The organism is Cupriavidus sp. SIMBA_020, from assembly GCF_046535395.1.
GTDB classification, from domain to species: Bacteria; Pseudomonadota; Gammaproteobacteria; order Burkholderiales; family Burkholderiaceae; genus Cupriavidus; species Cupriavidus campinensis.
The window spans coordinates 292,948-316,755 of the sequence record NZ_JAWRWU010000002.1 but is presented as its reverse complement, the minus strand read 5'-3'; the positions used below and the strand labels follow the sequence as shown (position 1 = coordinate 316,755).

At 65.6% G+C, this 23,808-nt stretch carries 23 protein-coding genes and 1 tRNA gene; 7 read left to right on the top strand and 17 right to left on the bottom strand.

Features of this window, described 5'->3' with window-relative positions; all coding sequences use genetic code 11:
* The first annotated feature begins 89 nt into the window (after positions 1-89).
* Complete coding sequence (locus SB751_RS05625; protein ID WP_144197902.1) at positions 90-1,490, top strand: PLP-dependent aminotransferase family protein; 1,401 nt, start codon at positions 90-92, stop codon at positions 1,488-1,490.
* Here the strand turns inward: SB751_RS05625 and SB751_RS05620 are convergent.
* The 8 genes from SB751_RS05620 to SB751_RS05585 all read right to left on the bottom strand — a co-directional run bounded on the left by SB751_RS05620 (position 1,483) and on the right by SB751_RS05585 (position 9,025).
* Positions 1,483-1,800, bottom strand: a complete 318-nt coding sequence (locus tag SB751_RS05620) for a hypothetical protein (protein WP_144197901.1) — start codon at positions 1,798-1,800, stop codon at positions 1,483-1,485. The genes SB751_RS05625 and SB751_RS05620 overlap by 8 nt on opposite strands.
* Before the next feature lie 187 nt (positions 1,801-1,987).
* Positions 1,988-2,776 (bottom strand): uroporphyrinogen-III C-methyltransferase, encoded by a 789-nt coding sequence (gene cobA / locus SB751_RS05615; RefSeq protein WP_211943660.1) that lies wholly within the window; start codon positions 2,774-2,776, stop codon positions 1,988-1,990.
* A 39-nt stretch (positions 2,777-2,815) separates the two neighbouring features.
* Positions 2,816-4,120, bottom strand: a complete 1,305-nt coding sequence (locus SB751_RS05610) for a sulfate adenylyltransferase subunit 1 (RefSeq protein WP_144197899.1) — start codon at positions 4,118-4,120, stop codon at positions 2,816-2,818.
* A gap of 32 nt (positions 4,121-4,152) precedes the next feature.
* Positions 4,153-5,112 (bottom strand): sulfate adenylyltransferase subunit CysD, encoded by a 960-nt coding sequence (gene cysD, locus SB751_RS05605; protein WP_144197898.1) that lies wholly within the window; start codon positions 5,110-5,112, stop codon positions 4,153-4,155.
* Between the two features lie 26 nt (positions 5,113-5,138).
* On the bottom strand, positions 5,139-5,945 hold the full coding sequence (locus tag SB751_RS05600) for a phosphoadenylyl-sulfate reductase (RefSeq protein WP_144197897.1): 807 nt from the start codon (positions 5,943-5,945) through the stop codon (positions 5,139-5,141).
* Positions 5,942-6,517, bottom strand: a complete 576-nt coding sequence (locus tag SB751_RS05595) for a DUF934 domain-containing protein (RefSeq protein ID WP_144197896.1) — start codon at positions 6,515-6,517, stop codon at positions 5,942-5,944. The genes SB751_RS05600 and SB751_RS05595 overlap by 4 nt, the downstream gene beginning before the upstream one ends.
* Before the next feature lie 20 nt (positions 6,518-6,537).
* On the bottom strand, positions 6,538-8,220 hold the full coding sequence (locus SB751_RS05590; RefSeq protein ID WP_144197895.1) for a nitrite/sulfite reductase: 1,683 nt from the start codon (positions 8,218-8,220) through the stop codon (positions 6,538-6,540).
* A gap of 31 nt (positions 8,221-8,251) precedes the next feature.
* Complete coding sequence (locus tag SB751_RS05585) at positions 8,252-9,025, bottom strand: sulfite exporter TauE/SafE family protein (protein WP_144197894.1); 774 nt, start codon at positions 9,023-9,025, stop codon at positions 8,252-8,254.
* 171 nt (positions 9,026-9,196) lie between these two features.
* Here SB751_RS05585 and SB751_RS05580 point away from each other — a divergent pair, with 171 nt between their 5' ends.
* The 4 genes from SB751_RS05580 (at position 9,197) to SB751_RS05565 (ending at position 13,889) form a co-directional block, all read left to right on the top strand.
* Positions 9,197-10,138 (top strand): CysB family HTH-type transcriptional regulator, encoded by a 942-nt coding sequence (locus tag SB751_RS05580; protein WP_144197893.1) that lies wholly within the window; start codon positions 9,197-9,199, stop codon positions 10,136-10,138.
* 54 nt (positions 10,139-10,192) lie between these two features.
* Positions 10,193-11,341, top strand: coding sequence for a methyltransferase (locus tag SB751_RS05575; protein WP_144197892.1), 1,149 nt, complete (start codon positions 10,193-10,195; stop codon positions 11,339-11,341).
* Positions 11,342-11,455: 114 nt separating this feature from the next.
* A complete protein-coding gene (locus SB751_RS05570) occupies positions 11,456-12,889 on the top strand; it encodes a DUF1996 domain-containing protein (protein ID WP_144197891.1) in 1,434 nt (477 codons plus the stop codon).
* 115 nt (positions 12,890-13,004) lie between these two features.
* A complete protein-coding gene (locus tag SB751_RS05565; RefSeq protein ID WP_211943658.1) occupies positions 13,005-13,889 on the top strand; it encodes an NAD(P)-dependent oxidoreductase in 885 nt (294 codons plus the stop codon).
* Positions 13,890-13,900: 11 nt separating this feature from the next.
* Here the strand turns inward: SB751_RS05565 and SB751_RS05560 are convergent, their stop codons facing one another.
* Complete coding sequence (locus SB751_RS05560; protein ID WP_211943657.1) at positions 13,901-14,818, bottom strand: alpha/beta hydrolase; 918 nt, start codon at positions 14,816-14,818, stop codon at positions 13,901-13,903.
* A gap of 165 nt (positions 14,819-14,983) precedes the next feature.
* On the opposite strand from SB751_RS05560, the gene SB751_RS05555 reads away from it, so the two are divergent.
* Positions 14,984-15,068: transfer RNA gene (locus SB751_RS05555), tRNA-Leu, on the top strand.
* 255 nt (positions 15,069-15,323) lie between these two features.
* Here SB751_RS05555 and SB751_RS05550 read toward each other — a convergent pair.
* The 4 genes from SB751_RS05550 to SB751_RS05535 form a co-directional block, all read right to left on the bottom strand.
* Entirely contained in the window at positions 15,324-17,024 is a 1,701-nt protein-coding gene (locus SB751_RS05550; RefSeq protein WP_186296834.1) for a chloride channel protein, read from the bottom strand.
* A gap of 73 nt (positions 17,025-17,097) precedes the next feature.
* Positions 17,098-17,529 (bottom strand): YeeE/YedE family protein, encoded by a 432-nt coding sequence (locus SB751_RS05545; RefSeq protein ID WP_144197887.1) that lies wholly within the window; start codon positions 17,527-17,529, stop codon positions 17,098-17,100.
* 1 nt (position 17,530) lies between these two features.
* On the bottom strand, positions 17,531-17,965 hold the full coding sequence (locus SB751_RS05540; protein ID WP_144197886.1) for a YeeE/YedE family protein: 435 nt from the start codon (positions 17,963-17,965) through the stop codon (positions 17,531-17,533).
* 7 nt (positions 17,966-17,972) lie between these two features.
* Positions 17,973-18,296: an ArsR/SmtB family transcription factor gene (locus tag SB751_RS05535; protein WP_144197885.1), complete on the bottom strand. Its 324-nt coding sequence runs from the start codon at positions 18,294-18,296 to the stop codon at positions 17,973-17,975.
* Between the two features lie 85 nt (positions 18,297-18,381).
* Between SB751_RS05535 and SB751_RS05530 the strand changes: the two genes are divergently transcribed.
* Positions 18,382-19,242, top strand: a complete 861-nt coding sequence (locus tag SB751_RS05530; protein WP_211943655.1) for an MBL fold metallo-hydrolase — start codon at positions 18,382-18,384, stop codon at positions 19,240-19,242.
* Positions 19,243-19,261: 19 nt separating this feature from the next.
* Here the strand turns inward: SB751_RS05530 and aspT are convergent, their stop codons facing one another.
* The 4 genes from aspT to SB751_RS05510 form a co-directional block, all read right to left on the bottom strand.
* Positions 19,262-20,950, bottom strand: coding sequence for an aspartate-alanine antiporter (gene aspT, locus SB751_RS05525; RefSeq protein ID WP_144197883.1), 1,689 nt, complete (start codon positions 20,948-20,950; stop codon positions 19,262-19,264).
* Positions 20,951-20,990: 40 nt separating this feature from the next.
* A complete protein-coding gene (locus SB751_RS05520) occupies positions 20,991-22,646 on the bottom strand; it encodes a bifunctional aspartate transaminase/aspartate 4-decarboxylase (protein WP_144197882.1) in 1,656 nt (551 codons plus the stop codon).
* A gap of 155 nt (positions 22,647-22,801) precedes the next feature.
* On the bottom strand, positions 22,802-23,194 hold the full coding sequence (locus tag SB751_RS05515; protein WP_144197881.1) for a hypothetical protein: 393 nt from the start codon (positions 23,192-23,194) through the stop codon (positions 22,802-22,804).
* 29 nt (positions 23,195-23,223) lie between these two features.
* Positions 23,224-23,805, bottom strand: coding sequence for a DUF1344 domain-containing protein (locus SB751_RS05510; protein ID WP_144197880.1), 582 nt, complete (start codon positions 23,803-23,805; stop codon positions 23,224-23,226).
* Positions 23,806-23,808 lie beyond the last annotated feature (3 nt).

The following is a 23,808-nucleotide window of genomic DNA, read 5'->3' as shown; positions in this document are numbered from 1 at the left end:
GCAAGAAAAACGGGTTATCCGGTGTTGTATGGATTTACCCGAACCGCGAGGCATGCTAATGTAAGACAACACCCATACAAGAGATTTTAATGTCGAAACAACACCCGAGCGAGGCACCCGCCCGGCCCGACTGGGCCCGGCCACTTCGGGAAGGAGGCGGTTCGCGATACCTGCAGATCGCCGACCTGATCGAGGTGGCGATGCGAGACGGCAGCCTTGCCCCAGGAGACCGCCTGCCCTCGCAGAGACAGCTCGCGTCCCTGTTCCAGGTCGACCTGACGACGGTGACCCGTGGCCTGAACGAGGCGGCCCGGCGCGGCCTTACCGTCGCCCGCGGCTCTCAAGGGACGTTCGTCGCGCTACCGGCTTACGAGTTGTCCCAGGCCGTGGATCTCAGCATGAACGTGCCGCCGCCGGCGCCCGGCATCGATGTCGGCGAGATGCTGCGACGGGGGATCGGGCAACTCACCCTGCGCGCGGATCCTGCACTGTTGATGACCTACCACCTGGGTGGCGGCACCACAACCGACCGGTCCGCCGGCGCGCGTTGGCTTGCGCCGATGCTGGGGTCGGTAGCCGAAGACGACGTCGTGGCATGCCCCGGCGCCCAGACGGCTTTGGCAGCCCTGATCATGGCGGGCACGGAACACGGCGGCGCCATTGCCGCCGAGCCCTTGATCTATCCCGGGGTACGGGCCGCCGCATCGCAACTTGGAAGGCGAATCGTCACGATTGCGGTCGATGGCGACGGCATGCGCCCAGACAGCCTTGAAGCGGCATGCCAGACGGAAGGGGTTCGGCTGGTCTACCTCAATCCAACGCTACAGAACCCCACGACGCATACGATGCCCGAGACACGGCGTCGAGACATCGCCCGTATCGCTGAGCGGCAGGGCATCCTGATTATCGAAGACGACCCCTACTGGCTGCTCACGCCCGACGCGCCCCCACCCATCGCGACACTGGCTCCGCAGCAGACCGCCTATGTATCGACACTATCGAAGTGTCTGAGCCCAGGGTTGCGAACCGCCTATGTTGTCGTGAAGGATCCGGCGGTTCAGAACGCGATGCTGACCGCACTCCGGGCCATCACGCTGATGGCGTCGCCGCTGGCGACGGCACTCGCCACGCAGTGGATCCTCGATGGTGCCGCGAAGACGCTCCTTGATGGCATTCGGGCGGAGGCTGACGCGCGGCAGCAGATCGCCAGACAATGGTTGGCGGGCTTCGATGCCAATCCGGCCCTGGGGATTCACATCTGGCATCCATTGCCGAGCTATTGGACATCAGCAGACTTCACCCGGACCGCGCGCGCAGAAGATCTCCGCGTGACGGGCGCCGACGCCTTTGCGGACGGCACGTCCACGCCAGGTGCCATCCGGATTTCACTCGGGGGGGTCGCCGAACGCGGGCAGTTGTCGCTTGCGCTCAAGAAGCTGTCAGGGCTTCTCGCGCGAAGGCCGGCGCGCGACGCGTTTCAGGTCATTTGAGACGCCGGCTCAGCCCGCTCAATCCGTTCCAGCCTCCGAACGTGAGGGGATGGAGTCTGTCGATCAGCCGATGCGCCTCCCCTACCGTCCGCAGGGCCAGCGCGCCCTGTAGTTCGTTCTGGTCCAGGCGCGCAGTTTCCACGTAAATGGCGACGGCGATGATGATTGCCGCCTTCGCCTGCGGATCCAATTCCGAGTCTTCTGGCTTGTCGAAGAACCTTTGGTTTGCGATCCATCTACCGCAGGAATAGTCCGCCTGGCTAAGCGCCTGACGCACAAATGTTTCATCCTTCGTACCACGGTACAACACGTCATCACTCCAGTTTGATGGCTGAGCCCGCCTGAATCCATACAACATATCATCTTGTATGCATTCAAGATATCGATATCCGTATACTATGCGTCGATGTACGGATTTGCAAACTGGGTTCGTGATCGGCGATGAGCAAAAAAAGGCCAGAGCATCGCTCTGGCCTTTTTCATCCGCCCCCGCCAATTCAGGCGGCGCGTTCGTGATGATGTCCGTCCGGCCCAGCCTCTTCCACCGCCTCCGTCGCCCGGTCCGCCAGGGCCTCGCCGATCATCAGCAGGCTCGGCTGCACCGGGTCCATCCACGCTGCGGCCTCCCCAGCGGCCATCTGGCGTAGCGTGAACTGGTGGCTGCGCTGTTTCGCGGTGGTGGCCGCTTCCACCACCCACGCGGGCGTCGAAGCCGGCTTGCCGTGGGCAATCAGCTGGGCAGCGATGTTGGCCGCCTGGTCGCGGCCCATGTAATAGACGATGGTGTCGGCGCGGACGTCAGCTTCCACGTCCACCGCATCGGCCGCCTTGGCCTGGGTGGCGAAGGCCACGCTGCGCGAGACGCCGCGCTTGGTCAGCGGCTTGCGGATGGCCGAAGCCGCCGCCAGCGCCGCCGTGATGCCCGGCACCACCTCATACTCGATGCCCGCCGCTTCCAGCGCCTGCAGTTCCTCGTCGGCGCGGCCGAACAGCATCGGGTCGCCGCCCTTGAGCCGGACCACGCGCTCGTACTTGGTGGCCAGGTCCACGATCTGGCGATTGATGAACAGCTGCGCGGTGCTGCGCTGGCCGCAGCGCTTGCCCACCTCCACGAGTTGCGCCTGGGGGCACCAGGCCAGCATCTCGGGCGACACCAGCGCGTCGTGCAGCACCACCTGGGCCTCGCCCAGCAGGCGTGCGCCACGCACCGTAATGAGGTCGGCCGCACCGGGGCCTGCACCAATCAGGGTCACGCGTCCGGTCCGTTTGTCTTGATGCGGGGTCATCTCGCTCACTGTTCTACTTGCCGTCTGACGATATCGATGTCAGCTATACGCACGGATCATGCCCGCCGCCACCGTGTGGTTGGTCGCCTCGTCGATCAGCACGAACGCGCCCGTCGCAGGATTATCGCCGTAGACGTCGCACACGATCGGCTTCTGCAGCGACAGCTGCACCGAGCCGATGTCGTTCAGGCGGATGTCGTGGCGGCCGGTCTCGTGCGACAGCGTGTGCACGTCCAGCACGCGATCCACCGCCGACACGCGCGCGAACACGCTGGCCGTGGTGTGCTTGAGCACGTACTTGCGGGCCGGGTTCAGCGATTCGTCGTCGAACCAGCACAGGTCGGCCTGCAACTTCTTGGCCGAGACCGAGGCAGCATCGGCAGCCACGAACATGTCACCGCGTGATACATCGACGTCTTCCGACAGGCGCACCGTCACGGTGTCGCCCGCGTTGGCCGAGTCCGCCGCGCCGTTCGGCGTCAGCACCTCGGCCACCACGGCGTCGCGGTTGGCCGGCAGCACGCGCAGCTTCTGGCCCACGCGCACGGTGCCCGCTTCCACGCGGCCTGCGTAGCCCCGGAAATCGTCCGACTGGGCGCCGTCCTGGCGGATCACCAGCTGCACCGGGAAGCGCAGCGCGGCATCGCCCTCGGGGGCCGGGTCCTCCACGGGGAGGGCCTCGAGCAGCGGCAGCAGCGGCTCGCCCTGATACCACGGCATGGCGTCGCTGGCGTGGACGATGTTGTCGCCACGGAGCGCCGATACCGGCACATATCGCACATCCTTCAGGCCCAGTTGGGCGGCCAGTTCGGTGTAGGCGGTGCGGATCTCGTTGAAGCGCTGCTCGCTGAACTCGACCAGATCCATCTTGTTGATGGCCACGATCACGTGCTGGATCTCCAGCAGCTTCAGGATGGCCGAGTGGCGCTTGGTCTGCGCCAGCAGTTCGGCCCGGCCGTCCTGCACGGTCACGCGCGTGGCGTCCACCAGCACGATGGCGGCGTGCGCCGTGCTGGCGCCGGTCACCATGTTGCGGGTGTACTGCTCGTGGCCCGGCGTGTCGGCGATGATGAACTTGCGGCGCGCGGTGGAGAAGTAGCGGTAGGCCACGTCGATGGTGATGCCCTGCTCGCGCTCGGCTTCCAGGCCGTCGGTCAGCAGCGAGAAGTCGATCTGTTCGCCGGCGGTGCGCTTGTTCTTGGCGTTGGCCAGCGCGGTCAGCTGGTCGGAGAGCACGGCCTTGCTGTCATACAGCAGGCGGCCGATCAGCGTGCTCTTGCCGTCGTCCACGGAACCCGCGGTGATAAAGCGCAGCAGGCCCTGGTGCAATGCTTGTTGAGTCATGATATTTGGTCCCTCTGGTCCTTGGCTGCGGCTTAGAAGTAGCCTTCCTTCTTGCGGCGCTCCATCGACGCCTCGCTGGTCTGGTCGTCCATCCGGGTGGCGCCGCGCTCGGTGATCTCGGTCACCGCGGTCTCGGCGATGATGTCCACCGGGTTGGCGGCCGTGCTGGCCACCGGGCAGGTGCAGGAGATGTCGCCCACGGTCCGGAAGCGTACCGACAGCACCTCGCTCACATCGCCATCCTGCTTGGGCGTGATCGGCGTCACCGGCACCAGCAGGCCGTTCTTGCGCACCACTTCGCGCTGGTGCGCGTAGTAGATCGGCGGCAGGGCCAGGTTTTCCCGGGCGATGTATTGCCACACGTCCAGCTCGGTCCAGTTCGAGATCGGGAACACGCGCATCTGCTCGCCTGCCGCCATGCGGGCGTTGTACAGGCTCCACAGCTCGGGGCGCTGGGCCTTGGGGTCCCACTGGCCGAACTCGTCGCGGAACGAGAAAATCCGTTCCTTGGCGCGGGCCTTCTCTTCGTCGCGGCGGGCGCCGCCCATCAGGGCGTCGTACTTGTGGGCCTCGATGGTTTCCAGCAGCGTCACGGCCTGCGCCGCGTTGCGCGAGTCGGTTTCCTTGCGCAGGCGCACCGTGCCGCGCTTGATCGAATCCTCGACGTGGCCCACCACCAGGCGCGCGCCCAATTCCGCCACGCGCTGGTCGCGGAAGGCGATCACTTCCGGATAGTTGTGGCCGGTGTCGATGTGCACCAGCGGGAACGGCAGTTCCACCTTGCGGTCGCCCAGGCGGAAAGCCTTCAGCGCCAGGTGCAGCATGACGATCGAGTCCTTGCCGCCGGAGAACAGCAGCGCCGGGTTGCGGCACTCGGCCACCACTTCACGGATGATGTAGATCGACTCGGCTTCCAGCCGGTCGAGGTGGTCGTTCTGGACCTGGAGCAGGTGTTCAACCCCTGCTTCTGCGATGTCGTTCATGATGCCCATGTCGTTCTCGGCCTCGATTCAATACTTCAATGCTTGATGTTCTGCTCGTGGAGCCCGCACTCTTTCGAGTCCTTGCTCTCCCACCACCAACGTCCTGCGCGGACGTCTTCGCCAGCCTTCACGGCGCGTGTACACGGCTCGCAGCCGATGCTGGGGTAGCCCTTGGCATGCAGCGCGTTCACCGGCACGTTGTGGCGCACCAGGTAGGCCCAGACCTCGGCCTCGGTCCAGTCGGCCAGCGGATTGAATTTCGGGATGCCGCGCGCTTCGTCCAGCTCCTCGAAGGGCAGCTCGGCGCGCGTGACGGCCTGCTCGCGGCGCTGGCCGGTCATCCACGCATCGGCGTGGGACAGCGCGCGGTTCAGCGGCTCCACCTTGCGGATGCCGCAGCAGCTCTTGCGCAGGTCCACGCTGTCGTAGAACGCGTTCAGGCCGTGGTTCTTCAGGTAGTTCTCCACCGCGTCCTGATCCGGCGTGAACTGCTCGATGGCGTAGCCGTAGTGCGCATGCACCTGGTCCAGCACGGCCAGCGTCTCGGCGTGCAGGCGGCCGGTGTTCAGCGTGAACACGCGGATGCCGGCGCGCACGGCGTCGCCGCCGCGCAGGATGGCATCGGTCAGGACCATGTCCTCGGCGGCCAGGCTGGTGGCAAAGCGGGCGCGGAAGAAGCGGCCCGCGATACCGGCCAGCCGCTCGGCCAGCGCGCGTTCCTTGGCTTCCAGCGCCTCCACGGTGCCCGTGTAGACCGGCTGGGTCCACAGCGCGGGCGGGCGCAGGCCGGACACCGGCGCACCCATCTCCACCACTGGGATGTCGGAGATCACCGTGCTCATGCAGCGCCCCGGGCGGTCACTTCCGCGCGGTTGCGGCGGAACAGCGGCAGCGGCTCGTCCACCGAGGCCTGGTAGGCCACCGTGAACTCGGTAAAGCCCTTGATGGCGTCGTCGATGTTCTTGTCGGCGCGCACCGCGAAGGCGTCGAAACCGCAGCGCTTCATGAAGTTGAGCTGGTCGCGCAGCACATCGCCGATGGCGCGGAGCTGGCCGTCCCAGTGGTAGCGGGTGCGCAGCAGGTAGGCCGACGAGAAACCGCGGCCATCGCGGAACACCGGGAAATCCACGGCCACCAGCGACACGCGGCCGAAAAACGCCTCGGCATCGCCCGGCTCGTCTTCGGGCGCCAGCCACACGCCGGTGATGGCCTTGTCGCGGCCGGCCAGCAGCGCTTCGTGCGCCTTCCACACCGACAGCGGGAACAGCACGGCGCCCGTGCCCTGCGCGGCGGCGGCCACGCGGGCCTCGTCCAGCGGCTCGGTCTCGGTGGCGCGCAGCACGGTCCAGTTGTCCTCGACGATCACGGGGCGGAGGTCGGCGGCGTCGCGTTGCAGTTGAATGATCTTTGCCATGTTCAGTCTCTCCGGGGTCGTCAGGCTTCGGCGCGCTCTTCACGCTGCTTGTCGGCGTACACACGTTCCTTGAACGGGGCGATGCCGATACGGGCGAACGTGTCGATGAAGCGCTCGTCCTCCACGCGGTGCGCGACAAAGGTCTCGATGATGCGGCTCACCACTTCGGGCATTTCCTCGGCGCTGAACGACGGGCCGATGACCTTGCCCAGCGCGGTGTTGTTGCCCTGGGCGCCGCCGAGCGTCACCTGGTACCACTCGGAACCGTCCTTGTCCACGCCCAGCACGCCGATGTTGCCCACGTGGTGGTGGCCGCACGCGTTAATGCAGCCGGAGATGTTCAGCGAGATCTCGCCCAGGTCGTGCACGAAGTCGAGGTTGTCGAAGCGCTCCTGGATACCCAGCGCGATCGGGATCGACTTGGCATTCGCCAGCGAGCAGAAATCGCCGCCCGGGCAGGCGATGATGTCGGTCAGCAGGCCGATATTGGCCGTCGCCAGGCCGGCCTGCTTCGCTTCCTGCCAGAGGGCGAACAGGTCGTGCTTCTTCACGTCCGGCAGCACCAGGTTCTGCTCGTGCGCCACGCGCAGCTCGCCAAACCCGTAGCGGTCGGCCAGGTCTGCCACGGCTTCCATCTGCTTGTCCGTGGCATCGCCCGGGGGCGAGACCGGACCCGGCTTGGTGGAGAGCGTCACGGCGGCGTAGCCCGGCACCTTGTGGGCGTGCACGCTGCGGCTGACCCAGCGCGCGAACGCCTTGTCCTCGAGCAGGTGCTTCTCATAGCCGGCGTCGGTGTCGGCCAGCTTCTCGTAGGCCGGCGGGGCGAAGTACTGCGCCACACGGTCGAATTCGTCCTGCGTGATGGTGCCCGGGCCGTCCTTGCTGTGCTGCCACTCTTCCTCGACCTCGGCGGCGAACTTCTCGGCGCCGATGGCCTTCACGAGGATCTTGATGCGTGCCTTGTACTTGTTGTCGCGGCGGCCGTAGCGGTTGTACACGCGAATTGCCGACTCCACGTAGGTCAGCAGGTGCTGCCACGGCAGGTCGTCCTTGATGATCGTGCCCAGGATCGGCGTGCGGCCCAGGCCGCCACCGGCCAGGATGCGCAGGCGCGTCTCGCCAGCGGCGTTCCGGTAGGCGTAGATGCCGATGTCGTGCATCTGCACCACGGCGCGGTCGTTGGCGGAGGCCGAGATCGCAATCTTGAACTTGCGCGGCAGGAAGGCGAATTCGGGCTGGAAGGTGCTCCACTGGCGCAGCAGTTCGGCCAGCACGCGCGGGTCCACGGTCTCGTCCGGCGTCACGCCGGCGAAGTGGTCGGTGGTGATGTTGCGCACGCAGTTGCCCGAAGTCTGGATGCCGTGCATCTCCACGCTGGCAAGGTCGGCCAGCACGTCCGGCACGCGCTCGAGGTCCATCCAGTTGTACTGGATGTTCTGGCGCGTGGAGAAGTGGCCGTAGCCGCGGTCGTACTCGCGCGCGATGTGCGCCAGCATGCGCATCTGCTTCGACGACAGCAGGCCGTACGGAATGGCCACGCGCAGCATGTAGGCATGGCGCTGCATGTACAGGCCATTCTGCAGCCGCAGCGGCAGGAATTCCTCTTCGGTCAGTTCGTCGGCAAGGCGGCGGCGCACCTGGTCACGGAACTGGGCAACGCGCTCCTGGACGATGCGCTGGTCGTATTGATCGTACTGATACATGGTGTGGGTCCGTTCAGTATTCGTTGAATGCTTAGGAAACGAGCTTGATGGCGACCAGCGTGAGCGTGGTAGCCAGGGCGGCGCGCACGAGCCGCTCGGGCAGCGCCCGGGACAGTTGCGCGCCCAGCCAGATGCCGGGGATCGAGCCCACCAGCAGCGCCAGCAGCAAATTCCAGTCGACGGTGCCGAGCCACACGTGGCCCAGCCCAGCCACCGCCGTGAGGGGCACGGCGTAGGCGATATCGGTGCCGGCCACCTCGGCCGGCTTCATATGGGGGTACAGCAGCAGGATCAGCGTGGCGCCAACCGCGCCGGCGCCGATCGACGACACCGTGACCAGCACGCCGATCACGGCGCCCACCACCACGGTGGCCACCATCTGGCGGCGGCCTTCCAGCTGGAAGCGCGGGTTGCGTTCGAGCCAGGCCAGCATCTGCTTGCGGAACAGCAGCGACAATACGGTCAGCAGCACCGACACGCCGATCATCAGCCGAATGCCATGCAGCCAGCGCGCGTCCAGCTCCCCGGCGCTCTTGAGCACGAGGATGGCGACCAGCGCGGCAGGCAGGCTGCCGATGCAGAGACGGCGCACCACCTGCCACTGCACGTGGCCATGGGCGCGGTGCGCGATGGTGCCGAAGCCCTTGGTGATGGAGGCAAACGCGAGGTCGGTACCCACCGCCGTGGCCGGCGAGAAGCCGAACAGCAGGGTCAGCAGCGGGGTCATGAGCGAGCCCCCGCCTACCCCGGTCAGGCCGACCAGGATACCTACCATCAGACCGGAAGCGGTGTACGCAAGGGACATTCGGGGGGTCTCGACAATGCCTTTCCCATCACTTTCACGCTTCGCCGGGGGTCAGGCTGGGCGCGGACGCAATACGGACAGGCCGTTATTTAACAAAGTTCGAAAATCGTAATAAACTGGCCTCATATCTCAAACTAATAAGAAGTTGTTTGTTTATACGCACCGAGTTATATGAACCTGCACCAGTTCCGCTTCGTGCGCGAGGCCGTCCGTCAGAACTACAACCTGACCGAGGCCGCTAAAGCGCTTTATACGTCACAACCTGGCGTCTCCAAGGCCATCATCGAGCTGGAGGAAGAGCTGGGCGTCGATATCTTTACGCGGCACGGCAAGCGCATCCGCAGCCTGACCGAGCCGGGGCGCCGCATCCTGACCTCGGTGGAGAAGATCCTTCAGGAGGTGGAGAGCCTGAAGCGCGTGGGCAAGGACTACGCGGCGCAGGACCAGGGCAACTTCACCATCGCCACCACGCACACCCAGGCGCGCTACGCGCTGCCGCGCGTGATTGGCGAGTTCACCAAGCGCTACCCCAAGGTGCGGCTGTCGATCCAGCAGGGCAACCCCGCGCAGATCGCGGACATGATCCTGCACGATCAGGCCGACATCGGCATCGCCACCGAGGGCATCTCGGGCGACAAGGGCCTGGTCTCCCTGCCGGGCTACCAGTGGTCGCACACGGTCATCACGCCGCCCGACCATCCGCTGCTGGAAAAGAAGCACATCGCGCTCGAGGATCTCGCAAGTTATCCATTGATCACTTACGATCCGAACTTCGCGGGCCGCCCCAAGATCGACAAGGCGTTCGCCTTGCGCCAGCTGCAGCCGGACATCATCCTCGAGGCCATCGACGCCGACGTGATCAAGACCTATGTCGAGATCGGCCTGGGCATCGGCATCGTGGCCGGCGTGGCGTTCGACGCCGAGCGCGACCGCAACCTGCGCGGCATCCCGGTCGGCCATCTGTTTGGCACCAATGTGACCCACCTGGCCGTCAAACAGGGCGCGTATCTGCGCAGCTTCGTCTATACCTTCATCGAATTGTTCTCGCCCACCCTGAACCGCAAGCTCGTGGAACAGGCGATGTCGGGCGATCACGAGGCCTATGAGCTGTAATCGGCACATTTAAGATTGCCTGCCGATGTGGCGCACGCCTCCCTCTATATAAATATGTCTGACTCCTCCTCCCTCCCGACCATCCACTGGACCGAAGACGGCGCCGAGCGCAGCGCGCTGTGGCGCTCCGAGGCTGGCCTGCCGCCGCCGAAGCGCGTGGTGATCGCCGATGACCAGACGCCCGCCGACACGGCGTTCCGGCTGGCCAGCGAAGGCGTGGCCCTGCTCTGGCGCGGCGACTTCCAGAACGCGCGCCAGCTGCTCCAGGCCATGGCCCGCCGCACGGACCGCAAGCCCAAGCGCGCGCCCAAGCCGCCGGCCAATATGACCGAGGCATTCCACAAGCACCGGCTGGCGCAGTCGCAGCGCGCGCGCACGCTGGGCATGCTGCTGCTGCCATTCGACGCCGGCCACGTGGTGCCGCTGCGCCGCGCGCCCGAGGTGACCGAGGCCTGCACGCAGGTTTACGGCCCGGCCACGGCGCCCTATGTGGCGTCGATGCGCGAACTGCTCGGCTTGATCGGCGCCTACGAGTGGCGCAAGAAGGGCGTCGAGATCCCGGCCCTGGGCGAACGGATTCACCCGTGGTACGGCGTCTTCTCGCCGGTGCGCGGCGAATACCTCGACCTCGTCGCCAAGGAAGCGCTGCCTTCGGACAAGCTCGCCTTCGACATCGGCACGGGCACCGGCGTGCTGGCGGCGCTGCTGGCCCAGCGCGGCGTGCGCCGCGTGGTGGCCACGGACCAGGACCCGCGCGCGCTGGCATGCGCCCGCGACAACCTCGGGCGGCTGGGTCTGACAAATCAGGTGGAAGTGGTCGAGGCCGACCTCTTCCCGGCTGGCCGCGCCCCGCTGGTGGTCTGCAACCCGCCATGGGTGCCCGCGCGACCGAGTTCGCCGGTCGAGCATGCCGTGTTCGACCCGGAAAGCCGCATGCTGCGCGGCTTCCTCGCCGGCCTGGCCGACCATCTGGAGCCGGCCGGCCAGGGCTGGCTGCTGCTCTCCGATTTCGCCGAGCACCTGGGCCTGCGCACGCGCGAGGAACTGCTGGGCTGGATCGAAGACGCGGGGCTGAAGGTGCTGGGCCGCTCCGATATCCGCCCGCGCCATCCCAAGGCGAGTGATCCGGATGACCCGCTGCACCAGGCTCGCAAGGCCGAAGTGACGTCGCTGTGGCGACTCGCAGCATCGCAGAATCGTTGAATCTCAAAACCGCAACAATACGAGGGATATTGAGATAATTTATTGCGTTTATCGTCGCTAGAATCAACTGCGCCTGTTCCTGTCAGGCGGCCCCTTTCGCAAAGACGACGACCGATGAACGCTTCCTGTTTCAAAACCCTTGTGCTGGTGGGCGGTCTGGCCGCCAGCTTCTCCGCAATGGCGCAGGGCACCCTGCGCGATGGCCGTGCCAATGCGCTCTGCCTGTACTCGCACACGCTGGCGGACGACCCCATCGTCCACCCGCAGCGCCCAGGCACGGCAATGCGGCATGACTTCTTCGGCAACACGGCGGCAAACGCCTACACTACGGGCGCCGACCTGCTGGCGCAGCCCGGCACCACCTGCGAGAACGCCGCGGACACCAGCTCGTACTGGGCCCCCTCGCTGAAGCTGGCGGACGGCACGATCGTGCCGCCCATCTACAAGAAGACCTACTACTCGAACGTGGCGGTGCCGAGTTCCAACCGCTATCCGGTCAGCCCCATGCCCCCCGGCCTGCAGATGCTGGCCGGCAACCACGCCGGCACGCAGCCCAACCCGCGCATCTCGTTCCTGTGTACCGGCAGCCGCCGGGGCTACACCAACACCATTCCGACCGACTGCGTACCCGATCCGGTGAAGGGCACGCAACTCAACATCGGCATCAGCTTCCCCACTTGCTGGGACGGCATCAACCTGAATCCGACGCTGCGCTCCCACCACGGCGGCTACAACAACATGGCCTATGCCGACCGCAGCGGCGCCTGCCCGGTCGGCTATCCGGTGCGCGTGCCGCACCTGAGCATCAACCTCGCCTATGCGCTGGGCCAGGTGCGCGATCTCACGCATGCGCAGCTCTCGAAGGATCCGAGCCTGAACGCCCATGGCAAGGTGTCCCAGGAGAACTGGGGTCCCCTCTATTCCGGGCATGCCGACTTCTTCAATGGCTGGCAGCCCAAGGCCATGCGTTATCTGACCGAAGAGTGCCTGAACAAGGAGCGCGCCTGCGCGCGGGAGATTCCGTACGACTACAACGCGCCTGAGGCTGACGCGATGGTCAGCGGCGGCGATGACGTCCACACGAAGTTCGGCCGCGACGTGAAACTGGCCACGCAGGCGGCGCAAGGCGCCACGCCGCCGCTGAGCTTCTACATGAAGTTCCAGATCCCTGAAGGCGCGCAGGCCCTGCCCGCCCGCTTCAGGCCCGAGTACCGGATCATGCTCCATGGCGGCAACGTCACCGGCACGGCGGCCGATATCCTGCAGGTGTTCGTGACCGACACGGCGTGGAACGAAGACACCCTGACCATGGCCAACGCCCCAGCGTGTGGCGGCCGGTTCGTGGCACGGCTTTACCTCAACCATGTGCAGCAATATCGGCAAATCGACGTCAGCGCGGCGGTGGCGAACGCGCTCTCGGCTGGCCAGAAGACGATCTCGTTCTGCGTGAAGGCCGTGCGCCCCGGCAATGCGTTCGCCTTCAGCAGCAAGGAAGGCCGCAACAGCCCCCTGCTGATCCTGCGCGCCATCCAGCCGCTGCCGTTCTGAGCCCGGCCCGCACAGGTGCCTGCGTGGCGCCTGGCGGCGTCCTCGGCTATCCTCGCCATGTGTCGCCCAAGCCGGCGGCACATGGCTTTTTTACGATGGGGATAAGGAACCGCAGATGACCACCCTTGCATTTATTGGCCTCGGCGCGATGGGCGCGCCGATGGTCGGCCACCTGATTGCCGGCGGCCACACGGTACGGGCCTTCGTGCGCCGCCCGGAGGCCGCCGAGGCGGCCCGCCAGCTCGGCGCGGAGCCGTGCTTCACGCCCGCCGACGCCGCACGCGGGGCGGCCGTGGTGTTCACCAACGTCACCTCGTCGGAAGACGTGCGCGCAGTGCTGCTCGGCAAGGATGGCGTGATCGAGGGCGCCGCGCCCGGCACCATCTGCGTCGATCACAGCACGATCTCGCCGATCGTCACGCGCGAGATTGCCCAGGCGCTGGCGGCACGCGGCATCCACGCGCTCGACTGCCCGGTGTCGGGCGGCACGACCGGCGCACAGGCGGCCACGCTGACCATCATGGTCGGCGGCAAGGCGGAGCACCTGGAGGCCGTGCGGCCGCTGCTGAACCTGCTCGGCAAGTCGATCACGCATATCGGGGATCACGGCGCGGGCCAGGTCGCCAAGCTGTGCAACCAGATCGCCCAGGTGGTCAATATCGAGGGTATCGCCGAGGCCATGCGCTTTGCCGCCGCGCAGAACGTGGACACCGGCAAGGTGTTCCAGGCGCTCTCCACGGGCTTTGCCGGCAGCCGCATGCTCGACCTGATGGGGCCCAAGATGGTCGCGCGCGACTTCGCCGCCGGCATCGAGTCGCGGCTCCACGCCAAGGATTTCGGGCTGGCGCAGGACATCGCCGACCAGATCGGGCTGGACCTGCCCGCGATGCGCGTCACCTCGGCCCAGCTCGACCAGATGATGGCGAACGGCTGGGGACGCGACGACACCTCGTCGCTGCTGCGCCTGCTCGAGCAGGCGCCGAACTCGGACGCGTCCTAAAACCCTCCCGCCTACACCCCGCCAATCATCGCCAGCAGCGCGCGCAGCATCGGGCTGCCGTCGCGCGCCAGGTCGTCCATCACGTTGAAATGATGGCGGCCCGGCAGCGGGATGTCCTCACGCACGTTGTCCGGCCAGGCGGCGCGGATCAGCGCGTTCTGGCGGTGATATTCGCTCGATTCGATCTCGCCCACCGCCGTCAGCAGCGGCGCGCGCGTGGCCGGCGGCAGGAAGGCCGGCGAGAGGCGCACCACATCTGACTCGGTCAGACGCAGGTCTACCTGGAGGAAGTCGGCGCGGCGCAGCGGTTCGAGATCGTAGAGGCCGCTGATCGACAGCCCGCCCCGGATCAGGCCCACCGGCAGGTCCACACCCACCTGCGGCCACAGCGCCGTCATCAGCATCGCCACCAGATGGCCGCCCACCGAGTGCCCGGCCGCGAAGATGCGGTCGCGGTCATGGCCGAGGGCATCGCCCTGCCGGTACAGCCACGCCACGCTCTGCACCACCTGCCGCACGATGGTTTCCACGGTGACCGCCGGGCACAGCGAGTAGTTGATGATCGCCACCGACACGCCGCGCCGGGGCAGCACGCCGGCTACGAAGCTATGGTCGCGCTTGTCGAGCGCCCGGAAGTAGCCGCCGTGGACGAACACCAGCAGCGGCGGACGGGTGCCGGCGGGCACCCCCGTGGCGGGGAAGTAGTCGAGGCGCTCGTCGTCGGCATGGGGCGACGCCGGATCGCCATAGGGCAGGTTCTCGAGGTAAGACGCCGCGGCGGCACGCACCAGCGCCGAATCGGCGGCCCAGCGGGCCATGTGCGTGGCGTTGTCCGGCACGCGGGCGCGGTTGTTGTAGGCGTGCGCGTAGAACGCGGGATCTTGGGATGGCAACTCGGCAAGGCTGGCCAGGGACGGCTGGTCTGACATGTCACGGTGCTCCGATGGAGACGCCGCGACGAGGACGGGGGCTGAAGCGGGCGGCGCTGCGCGCTATGCTACCGCAAGCCCGGGGCGGTTGTTCGGCGGGGGGATTTCCGGCATAATCCGCGGTTCATCGCCGTGCGATGCCCGTCCGGGTATCGCCGCCCAAATGCCCGGGTGGTGAAACAGGTAGACGCAGGGGACTCAAAATCCCCCGCCGCAAGGCGTGTCGGTTCGAGTCCGACCCCGGGCACCAGCAAGACCCCGACCTTTCCACAAGGTCCGCCAAACCCCGCCAATCATAGGATTGCGGGGTTTTTTGTTTCCCGGCCGGTCTGTAACAGGCGGCCCCGCCAGCCAAGCGGGATGCGTCCCGGGCAACCACACCCGCAGGGTTGCGTAACCGCCGCAAAATCGTCGCTGCCGGCGAACCAGCCGTGACTTCATGCCAGGGCATCCTGCCCTGGCGCATGCGTTGGAACGTGGCGCCCTGGAAAGACGCGGATGCGCTTCAGCCCAGCAACTCTCGTGCGTGCTCGAGCACGACGCTCTTGTGTAAAACGCCTACCACCCGCCTTGTCGTCGGGTCGGCGAGAACTGGAATCCGCTCCGCAGGGGATGCCACCACCGTTTCCCAAACGTCCCGAAGCCGCTCATGTGCGCACACCGTCGGGAAGTCACGGGAAACTAGCGCCGCTATCGAGGTCTCCGCCGTGCCCGTATTTCTGACGGCCATCAGATCGTGCATCCAGACGGCGCCGACAAAGGCATGATGTTGATCCAGGACGAATACGAACCGATTCTTCTCCGCGAGCCCTTGATTTCTCGCTTCCTCCACGGACGCACTCTCGAGGACAAAGCGCGCCAGTGGCCGCATGACCTTGTCGACCGAGATCTCCATCAAGCGACTGCGACTGGCAAACCGCTCGCGGTGTCGCCCTACTACGGCATAGGTTCCTGTCTGCCCAAGGATGCTGGTTGTGCCGTAGCCAACGACGGTAGCGAGCATGATCGGAAAAATCAGCAGCGGTTCGCGCGTCATCTCAAAGACCATGAGCGTCGACATAAGCGGGGCCTGGGTGGTCGCCGCGAGTGCGGCCGCCATACCCACCACGCCGAACAGAATGGGGTTCTGCGCAATGGGCAGCACATCGTTGACCAACGATACGCACCCCATTCCTGTCAGCGCGCCAATCAGCAGCGATGGTGTGAACAACCCGCCGACGGCGCCTGATCCGACAGTTGCCGCGGTCGCCAGTATCTTCAGCACCAGCAACGCGAACAATGCGGCCGACACGGGTTCATCGCGCAACAGTTGGGAAATCGGCGCGAAGCCATTCCCCGCGACTTCCGGGGCGATCACGATAAGACCGCCGACGAGCAGCCCGCCCAATGCCATCCGCATCACAAGGCCACCCGGCACTTTGGCGAAGCCAATCTTCGCGAATCGAATCGCCGTGAGCAGCAGGGAGCCAGTCAGGCCGCAGGAAACCCCTACGAACATGACGACAAGCAGCGCAGCGGTATCGAGCTTGAACTCATGCACCGGCAAGAGGTATGGCTGGCTGAATTGCCCCAGCAGCATGGTCAGCCAGGTTGCCGCGACCGCCGCGGCGAAGAGTAGCGCCAGGCGTCGAAATTCAATGCCGCCGAAGGCAATCTCGGCAATAAAGATCGCCGCGGCGAGCGGCGTGTGATAGACCGCCGCCAGCCCGCCCGTCGCAGCAGTCGCAATGGCCAACTGGAAGCGATCGCCGTGCAGGCCGCCGATCCAGCGCGAACAGATGGACCCGATGGTGGCCGATAGCTGCACCATCGCCCCTTCCTTGCCCACTGAGCCGCCAGACAGGATGGAGAAAAAGGACGACAGGCAGCGCAATAGCGAAGGTGCCGTCGGAATGGATGACATGCGCCCGTCGATGACTTCCAGGTAATCACCGCTGGTACCGCTACGCTTCTCGTAGCGCAACGCTGCGAGCAGGATGACGCCCGCGAGCACCCCGCCGGCAATCGGAACGGCGAGTTTCCAATGCCAGCCCAAATGCGCAAGCACGACCGAGACATCGTCCTCGCTCCTGAATAGACTCGCACTGGCCCGCTCCAGCGCCCAGCGGAACGCGTGGGCAGCGCATGCCCCAACGGCGCCAAACACGATGGCAAACGCCAGGCCTTGCAGGTAAAGCCACGCCAACTGGGGTTGAAAGGCAGGCATGTTTTTTCTTAGCATTCGCCGTGTCCTGTTGCGTCAATCCGGTCTACTGTCCGCCAAGCCTGCGCGGCGCGGCTTAAGCGCGTTGCATGCCCGATTTCATCCGCTCAATCAGCTCGAAGACGACCATGCCCGCCACCATGGCGGCAACGAAGCCCACGGCCTTCGGATAACCCGCACCCATGGCAACCAGCGCCGGGCCCGGGCAGAAGCCGGCCAGGCCCCAGCCAATGCCGAACGCGATGCTGCCCAGAACGAGCCTCGGCGTTACCTCGGTGCTGGCCGGGAGTTGGATGGGCAGTCCCAGTAACGAGCGTTTGCGACGTCTGGCAATGAAGAATGCGAGCGAGCCAATGCCTATCGCCCCAAGCATGACAAAGGCCAGCGATGGATCCCAGCGTCCCGCCAGATCAAGAAAGCCCAGCACTTTTGCCGGGTTGGCCATGCCGGAAACCATCAAGCCGACGCCGAAAAGCAGGCCGGCCAACAATGCAGCGAATGCCATCATGTCAACCTCCGATCATGTGCCGTTGTACGAGGACGGTCAGGAATCCCGCAGTCATGAATGCCATGGTCGCGACCAGCGAGCGGACGGACCCGCGCGAGATGCCGCAGACGCCGTGACCGCTTGTGCAGCCGCTGGCGTAGCGGGTACCGAGGCCGACCAGGAAGCCGGCGACCAGAATCTCGCCCCAGCTCGCCTGAATATCGGGCGTTGCCGGGTGACCGAGGAGGCTGCCCAGGACAGGGGCGCTGACCAACCCGACGAGGAAGGCCACGCGCCAAGTCATGTCATGGCGCGGCAAGCTGAGCAGGCCCCCAAGGATGCCGCTGATGCCTGCAATCCGGCCGTTGAACAGGACGAGCACGGCAGCGGCTGCGCCAATGATGAGCCCTCCGGCCAGCGACAAACCGGGGGTGAAGTTAGCTAGGTCAATCAACATATCGCCTCTACTTTGTGTTGGCGCAAAATTGCTCATACAGCACAGCCATCACGGCAAGCGCCTCCTGGCTGGCAATGGAATAGAAGATGCTCTTCCCTTCGCGGCGCGTTGTCACCAGACCGTTCTCGCGCAGCACGCCCAACTGCTGGGAGAGCGTAGGCTGCCGTATGCCCAATTGTGTTTCCAGGTCACTTACGCATCGCTCGCCCTGAGAGAGCTGGCACATCAGCAGCAGCCGGTCTTGGTTTGCAAGCAGCTTGAGCAGCGCGCAGGCCTGCACTGCAGCAGCCTGCATGGCGCCCAGGTCGATAGCGGGATGGGTCTCGCTCATGGATGAGCCTTCAATTTCGATACTTACATTATATTGAATAATATAATGTTTGTGAATAGAATGTGTTGCACCCAAGGAGGCCCGCATGCAACCCACCATTCAGCCATTCTTCGACCCCGCGACCTGGACCGTGACCTACGTGGTCTATCAGGCGGGGCGCCCCGAGTGCGCCATCATCGACTCTGTCCTGGACTATGACCCCAAAGCGGGGCGGACCTCGACGGCAAGTGCCGACAAGGTCGTCGCCTTCGTGCGGGAGCATGCGCTGCAGGTCGAGTGGATTATGGAAACGCATGCGCACGCTGACCACTTGTCAGCCGCGCCGTATCTCCGGAGTCAGGTGGGTGGCAAGATTGCCATTGGCCAACACATCCGCAGTGTGCAGGGCGTCTTCAAGAAGCTGTTCAACCTGGAGCCCGAGTTTCAGCTCGACGGTTCACAGTTCGACCACCTGTTCGATGAGAACGAGGAATTCGTCATTGGCGGCCTGAAGGGCAAGGCGCTCCATGTGCCCGGCCATACACCCGCTGACATGGCATACCAGATTGGGGATGCAGTCTTCGTCGGCGACACGCTGTTCATGCCTGACGTTGGCACGGCCCGTTGCGACTTTCCCGGTGGGAATGCCCATGCGCTATACCGTTCCATCAGCACGCTGCTGAACCTGCCCGCGGATACCCGCCTCTTCATGTGCCACGACTATCCACCCGAATCCCGTGGGCCCGCGTGGGAAACAACTGTCCGAGCCCAACGTGAAGGCAACATCCACGTGCACGATGGCGTGAGCGAGGAACAGTTCGTTGCCATGCGCCAGGCGCGCGATGCGACGCTGGCCATGCCGACACTGATACTGCCGGCGGTGCAAGTCAATATCCGCGCGGGGGAGCTGCCGCCCGCCGAAGCGAACGGCATTCGGTACCTGAAGATTCCGCTCAACACGGTCTGAGCGGCCGCCACGCCACCCCTCACGCCAGAATCATGATCACCACCATCCCCCAGATCGTCAGCAGCGTGTTGCCGACCGCGTAGGTCACCGTATAGCCGAGCCCCGGCACCTGGCTCTTGGCCGATTCGCAGATCATGCCGAGCGCCGCCGTGGTGGTGCGCGCGCCGGCGCAGACGCCCAGCAGCAGCGCCGGGTGGAAGTGGAACACGTACTTGGCGATGAACATGCCGATGAACAGCGGCACCGCCGTGGCGAAGATGCCCCACAGGAACAGGCTGATGCCGAGCTTCTGGAGGCCGGCGACGAAGCCGGGGCCGGCGGAGATGCCCACCACCGCGATGAACACGTTCAGGCCCACCGAGTTCATGAACCAGACCGTCGGCTCCGGAATGCGGCCGAAGGTCGGGTGGATGGCGCGATACCAGCCGAAGATGATGCCCGCGATCAGCGCGCCGCCGGCCGTGGACAGCGTCAGCGGAATGCCGGACACGTTCAGCACGATGGCCCCGATCAGGGCACCCGCGGTGATCGCCAGCGACATGAAGGCCACGTCGGTCACCGTGGTGGGCCGGTCCACATAGCCGAGTGTCTTGGCCGTGGCGTTGATGTCGCGCGTGCGGCCCACCAGCGTGACCACATCGCCGCGATACAGCTTGGTCTTCGGCAGCACCGGAATCACGGTCTCGGTCGGACCACGCTTGATCTTCCTCAAGAACACCCCGCGCGCGCTGGGGTCGCGCGCCAGGTCCTCCAGCGTCCGGTCATCCACGGCCTTGTTGGTGATGTAGATGTCCACGCCCTCGGTGGGCGTGTCCAGCAGCTCGCGGTCCTCCACCTCCGCGCCGCGCGGGCCGAGGAACTCGATCAGCTGGTTGCGCTTGCCGCCAATCGCCACCACATCGCCCGCCTGCAGGACCGTGGAGGGGTCTGTCTCGATGATCTTGCCGTCGCGCCGGATGCGCTCGATGAACGCACGGAAGCCCGCCTGCGTGTGGGACTCCACATCGCCCACGGTCCTGCCGATGTATGGCGCGTCAGCTGCCAGCTTGTAGGCGCGCAGCTCGAAGTTGTGCCACTGCATGCCGGCGTCTTCGCCCTCGCTGGCGCCCAGCAGGTGCTCATACTCCTTGCAGGCGGCCACCAGGTCGATGCCCAGCAGCTTCGGCCCGATCTGCGCGAGGATGATGGCCGAGCCGACCGTGCCGAAGATATACGTCACCGCGTAGGCAATCGGCATGCCGTCCAGCAGCACCTTGGTTTCCTCTGGCGAGCGGCCGAGCCGGTTGATGGCGTCCGTCGCCAGCCCCATCGACGCCGAAATGGTCTGCGAGCCGGCGAACAGCCCCGCGGCCGAGCCGAGGTCGTAGCCGGCGATCATCGCCGCCGCCACCGACGCCGCCAGCGACAGCACCGCCAGCACCACGGCAAAGATCGCCTGCGGCACGCCGTCCTTGGCGATGCCCCGCACGAACTGCGGCCCCACGCCATACCCCACCGCGAACAGGAACATCAGGAAGAAGACCGACTTCACGTTCGGCGAGATCTTGACGCCGAGGATGCCGATCACGATCGCGACCAGCAGCGTCGACGTCACCGCCCCGAGACTGAAGCCCTTGTAGCTCTTCCCCCCCACCCAGTACCCGATACCCAGCGCCAGGAAAATCGAGATCTCGGGATAGGCCTTCAGGGTCGTCACGAACCAGTTCATGGGGCACCTCCTTCAGATTGTTCTTGTGGAGGACGGGCGGCTACTTGCCTGACTTGCCGTTGCCCGCCTTGCCGGCCTTGCCTGCCTTATCCGCTTTGCTGGTCTTGCCGCCCTGCGCGAGATATCTCTCCAGGTACTCGTCGCGCAGCTTGCGCACCGAGCGGCCAATCTTCACGTAGTCCTCTTCGTTGAGATTGGCCAGCGAGACCCGCCCGGACGGATGCTGGGTACCGAATCCCCCCCCTGGCAGCAGCACCACGCCGGCCTCCTCGGCCAGCCGGAACAGCAGCTCGTGCGGCTGGATCGAGGCCAGCAGCCATTTCACGAACTCTGGCCCCACCTCGCGGCTCTCGCGCTCCACATCGAGCAGCGTGTAGTAATCCACCACGTTCTCGTCCACCGGATCCGCCTTGGCCCCCATGCCGCGGTACAGCGCGGCCTTGCGGCTGCGGATCAGCCGCTTCACGGTGTCCTTGTAGGTGTCCGCCGTATCCATGAGCGAGAACAGCGAGAACAGCACCATCTGCACCTGCTGCGGCGTGGAAAGCCCTGCCGTGTGGTTCAGCGCCACGGTGCGGCTGTCCGCCACGATGCGGTCGATGAACGGCAGCTTGGCCGGCTCGGTGGTGATGGACGAATAGCGCTCGTTCAGCGCCTTCTTTTCGGCATCGGGCAGCGCGGCGATCTGCGCATCGAACAGGTTCGATTTATGCGTGGCGATGACCCCCAGCCGCCAGCCCGTGGCGCCGAAGTACTTCGAGTACGAGTACACCAGGATGGTGTTGTGCGGGCACATGGCAAACAGCGAGACGAAGTTGTCGGCGAAGGTGCCGTACACGTCGTCGGTCAGGATGATCAGGTCGGGGCGTTCCTTGACGATGCCCGCCAGATACTCCAGGCTGGCGTCGCTCACCCGCACCGAGGGCGGGTTGCTCGGATTCACCAGGAAGAACGCCTTGACCTTGGGGTCGCGCAGCTTGTCGAGTTCCTTGTCCGGGTATTGCCAGCCGGCCGCCGGGTCGGCGTTGATATTCACCTCGTGGAGGCTGTACTCCTTCAGTTCGGGAATCTCGATATACGGCGTGAAGATCGGCATGCCCAGCGCGATGGTGTCGCCCGCTTTCAGCAGCCCGTTCACGCGCATCGAGTTGAACAGGTAGGTCATGGCCGCCGTGCCGCCTTCCACGGCATAGAGGTCGAAGTCCCCATCGAATGGATGCGTGCCGATCATCTCGCGGCGGATGTACTGCTTGACGATCTTTTCGCTGAGCCGCAGCATCCGGTCCGGCACCGGGTAGTTGCAGGCCATGAAGCCCTCGCACATCTCATAGAGGAAGTCGCCACCGTCCAGCCCGAGCTGGTCGCGCACATACGAGACCGCGCCGGTCAGGAAGCTCACGCCGGGCACGCCCTGGTGCTGGCGCGTGAACTGGTCGAAGCGCTCCTCGATCCCGGCCCGGCGCGGAAACCCGCCCACGCCCACCGGCAGGTACGAGAACGCGCGCTCCGACTCGATCATGGCAAAGTGCCCTAGCTGCAGAAAGCCATGGCGCGGCACGGTGGCCAGGAAATTGGGGTTGCCCCGCCCCGCGTTGAGCATCAGCCGGTTGGACACGCTCCCGGCCAGCTTGATCAGTTCATCCTTGAGTTCGAAGGGCGAAAGGCTCGCCAGCTTCGACGTATCGTGTCGGCTCATGGTGCAATGCCTCGCAAGGGGGTGACGATGGTCAAAGCGTCCGCGCCAGACGCGGACGCTGCCTCTTGAACAAGATATTCAACCGGGGCGCGGGTCGGTATTGGACCATGGTCCACCATGCGGTGCGCGCATCACCCAAGTGAGGGGCGGCCCGGCTACTCCTTCATCTGCGTGCGCCGCCAGTCGCCATCGCCCTTGCGGCAGTACCAGCCCGTCCACTTCTCGGTCTTGCCCGCCTGCCGGAACTCTGACTTCACCTGCCGGCACCGCTGGTCACCCTTTTGGGTGGTCTTGACCAGCGTCATACTGCCCTCGGCGGCCTTCGCATCCTTGTCCGCTTCCAGCTGGAACGGCGTGGTGCTGCCATCGTCCTTCTCGGACAGCGCCGTGCGGTAGATGGCGGCCAGCGTCTCCGTCTGCGGGCGGCTCAGGCGGCCGACGATGGTGTTGTTCAGGAAATGATCGAAATACGCCTGGGCCGGCCAGGCCACGGCACACATGGCGAGGCAGACGCAGGCGCGGACGTTGACAGCAAGGCGGCGCGACATGGCGATGGGGGGCGATGGATGCGATAAGGCTACTTCGTCGCCGCCTGCACGTTCACAGCCACGGCCTGCGTGTAGACGGCCTTGATGCGGTCGCCCTTCTTCACATCGGCCAGTTGGGCGGGGTCCTCCACCATCAGGTCCATGACATTGCCCTTGGGCCCCTTCACCGTCACGGTGTGCTTGGACGGGCTGACCGCCACCACATCGGCCACCACGGTCACCTCCTGGCCAATCACGCCGCCCGGCTTGGCACCCGCCGCCGAACGCTCCTCGATGGGCTTGGTTTCCATCGACAGCGGCCCGCTGCCCTTCTCCAGCTTCAGTGTCAGCGCCTCGCGGTATTCCACCGCTACCTTGTCGCCCACCTTGAGCTGGTCGAAATTACGCGCCTCGGGGCCCACGGCCAGGTCCACGACCTTGCCCGTCTGGGTCTTCAGCGTCACCGTGCGCGTGGGCGCGTCGATCTTCGTGATCGTCGCATTCACCTTGGCGGTGCCCGTCATCGTGGCCGTCCCCTGCCCCCGCGTGACATCCACCTTGGTATCCGGCTGGGCCTGGGCCGCGCCTGCCATGACCAACATCGCCACCATCACCAATACTCGCTTTTTCATGTC

Bases quoted from the DNA above. Each gene is read 5' to 3' on its own strand.
- SB751_RS05625 (WP_144197902.1), top strand. From the start codon at position 90: ATGTCGAAACAACACCCGAGCGAGGCACCCGCCCGGCCCGACTGGGCC.
- cobA (WP_211943660.1), bottom strand. From the start codon at position 2,776: ATGACCCCGCATCAAGACAAACGGACCGGACGCGTGACCCTGATTGGT.
- SB751_RS05610 (WP_144197899.1), bottom strand. From the start codon at position 4,120: ATGACTCAACAAGCATTGCACCAGGGCCTGCTGCGCTTTATCACCGCG.
- cysD (WP_144197898.1), bottom strand. From the start codon at position 5,112: ATGGGCATCATGAACGACATCGCAGAAGCAGGGGTTGAACACCTGCTC.
- SB751_RS05600 (WP_144197897.1), bottom strand. From the start codon at position 5,945: ATGAGCACGGTGATCTCCGACATCCCAGTGGTGGAGATGGGTGCGCCG.
- SB751_RS05595 (WP_144197896.1), bottom strand. From the start codon at position 6,517: ATGGCAAAGATCATTCAACTGCAACGCGACGCCGCCGACCTCCGCCCC.
- SB751_RS05590 (WP_144197895.1), bottom strand. From the start codon at position 8,220: ATGTATCAGTACGATCAATACGACCAGCGCATCGTCCAGGAGCGCGTT.
- SB751_RS05585 (WP_144197894.1), bottom strand. From the start codon at position 9,025: ATGTCCCTTGCGTACACCGCTTCCGGTCTGATGGTAGGTATCCTGGTC.
- SB751_RS05580 (WP_144197893.1), top strand. From the start codon at position 9,197: ATGAACCTGCACCAGTTCCGCTTCGTGCGCGAGGCCGTCCGTCAGAAC.
- SB751_RS05575 (WP_144197892.1), top strand. From the start codon at position 10,193: ATGTCTGACTCCTCCTCCCTCCCGACCATCCACTGGACCGAAGACGGC.
- SB751_RS05570 (WP_144197891.1), top strand. From the start codon at position 11,456: ATGAACGCTTCCTGTTTCAAAACCCTTGTGCTGGTGGGCGGTCTGGCC.
- SB751_RS05565 (WP_211943658.1), top strand. From the start codon at position 13,005: ATGACCACCCTTGCATTTATTGGCCTCGGCGCGATGGGCGCGCCGATG.
- SB751_RS05560 (WP_211943657.1), bottom strand. From the start codon at position 14,818: ATGTCAGACCAGCCGTCCCTGGCCAGCCTTGCCGAGTTGCCATCCCAA.
- SB751_RS05550 (WP_186296834.1), bottom strand. From the start codon at position 17,024: ATGCCTGCCTTTCAACCCCAGTTGGCGTGGCTTTACCTGCAAGGCCTG.
- SB751_RS05545 (WP_144197887.1), bottom strand. From the start codon at position 17,529: ATGATGGCATTCGCTGCATTGTTGGCCGGCCTGCTTTTCGGCGTCGGC.
- SB751_RS05540 (WP_144197886.1), bottom strand. From the start codon at position 17,965: ATGTTGATTGACCTAGCTAACTTCACCCCCGGTTTGTCGCTGGCCGGA.
- SB751_RS05535 (WP_144197885.1), bottom strand. From the start codon at position 18,296: ATGAGCGAGACCCATCCCGCTATCGACCTGGGCGCCATGCAGGCTGCT.
- SB751_RS05530 (WP_211943655.1), top strand. From the start codon at position 18,382: ATGCAACCCACCATTCAGCCATTCTTCGACCCCGCGACCTGGACCGTG.
- aspT (WP_144197883.1), bottom strand. From the start codon at position 20,950: ATGAACTGGTTCGTGACGACCCTGAAGGCCTATCCCGAGATCTCGATT.
- SB751_RS05520 (WP_144197882.1), bottom strand. From the start codon at position 22,646: ATGAGCCGACACGATACGTCGAAGCTGGCGAGCCTTTCGCCCTTCGAA.
- SB751_RS05515 (WP_144197881.1), bottom strand. From the start codon at position 23,194: ATGTCGCGCCGCCTTGCTGTCAACGTCCGCGCCTGCGTCTGCCTCGCC.
- SB751_RS05510 (WP_144197880.1), bottom strand. From the start codon at position 23,805: ATGAAAAAGCGAGTATTGGTGATGGTGGCGATGTTGGTCATGGCAGGC.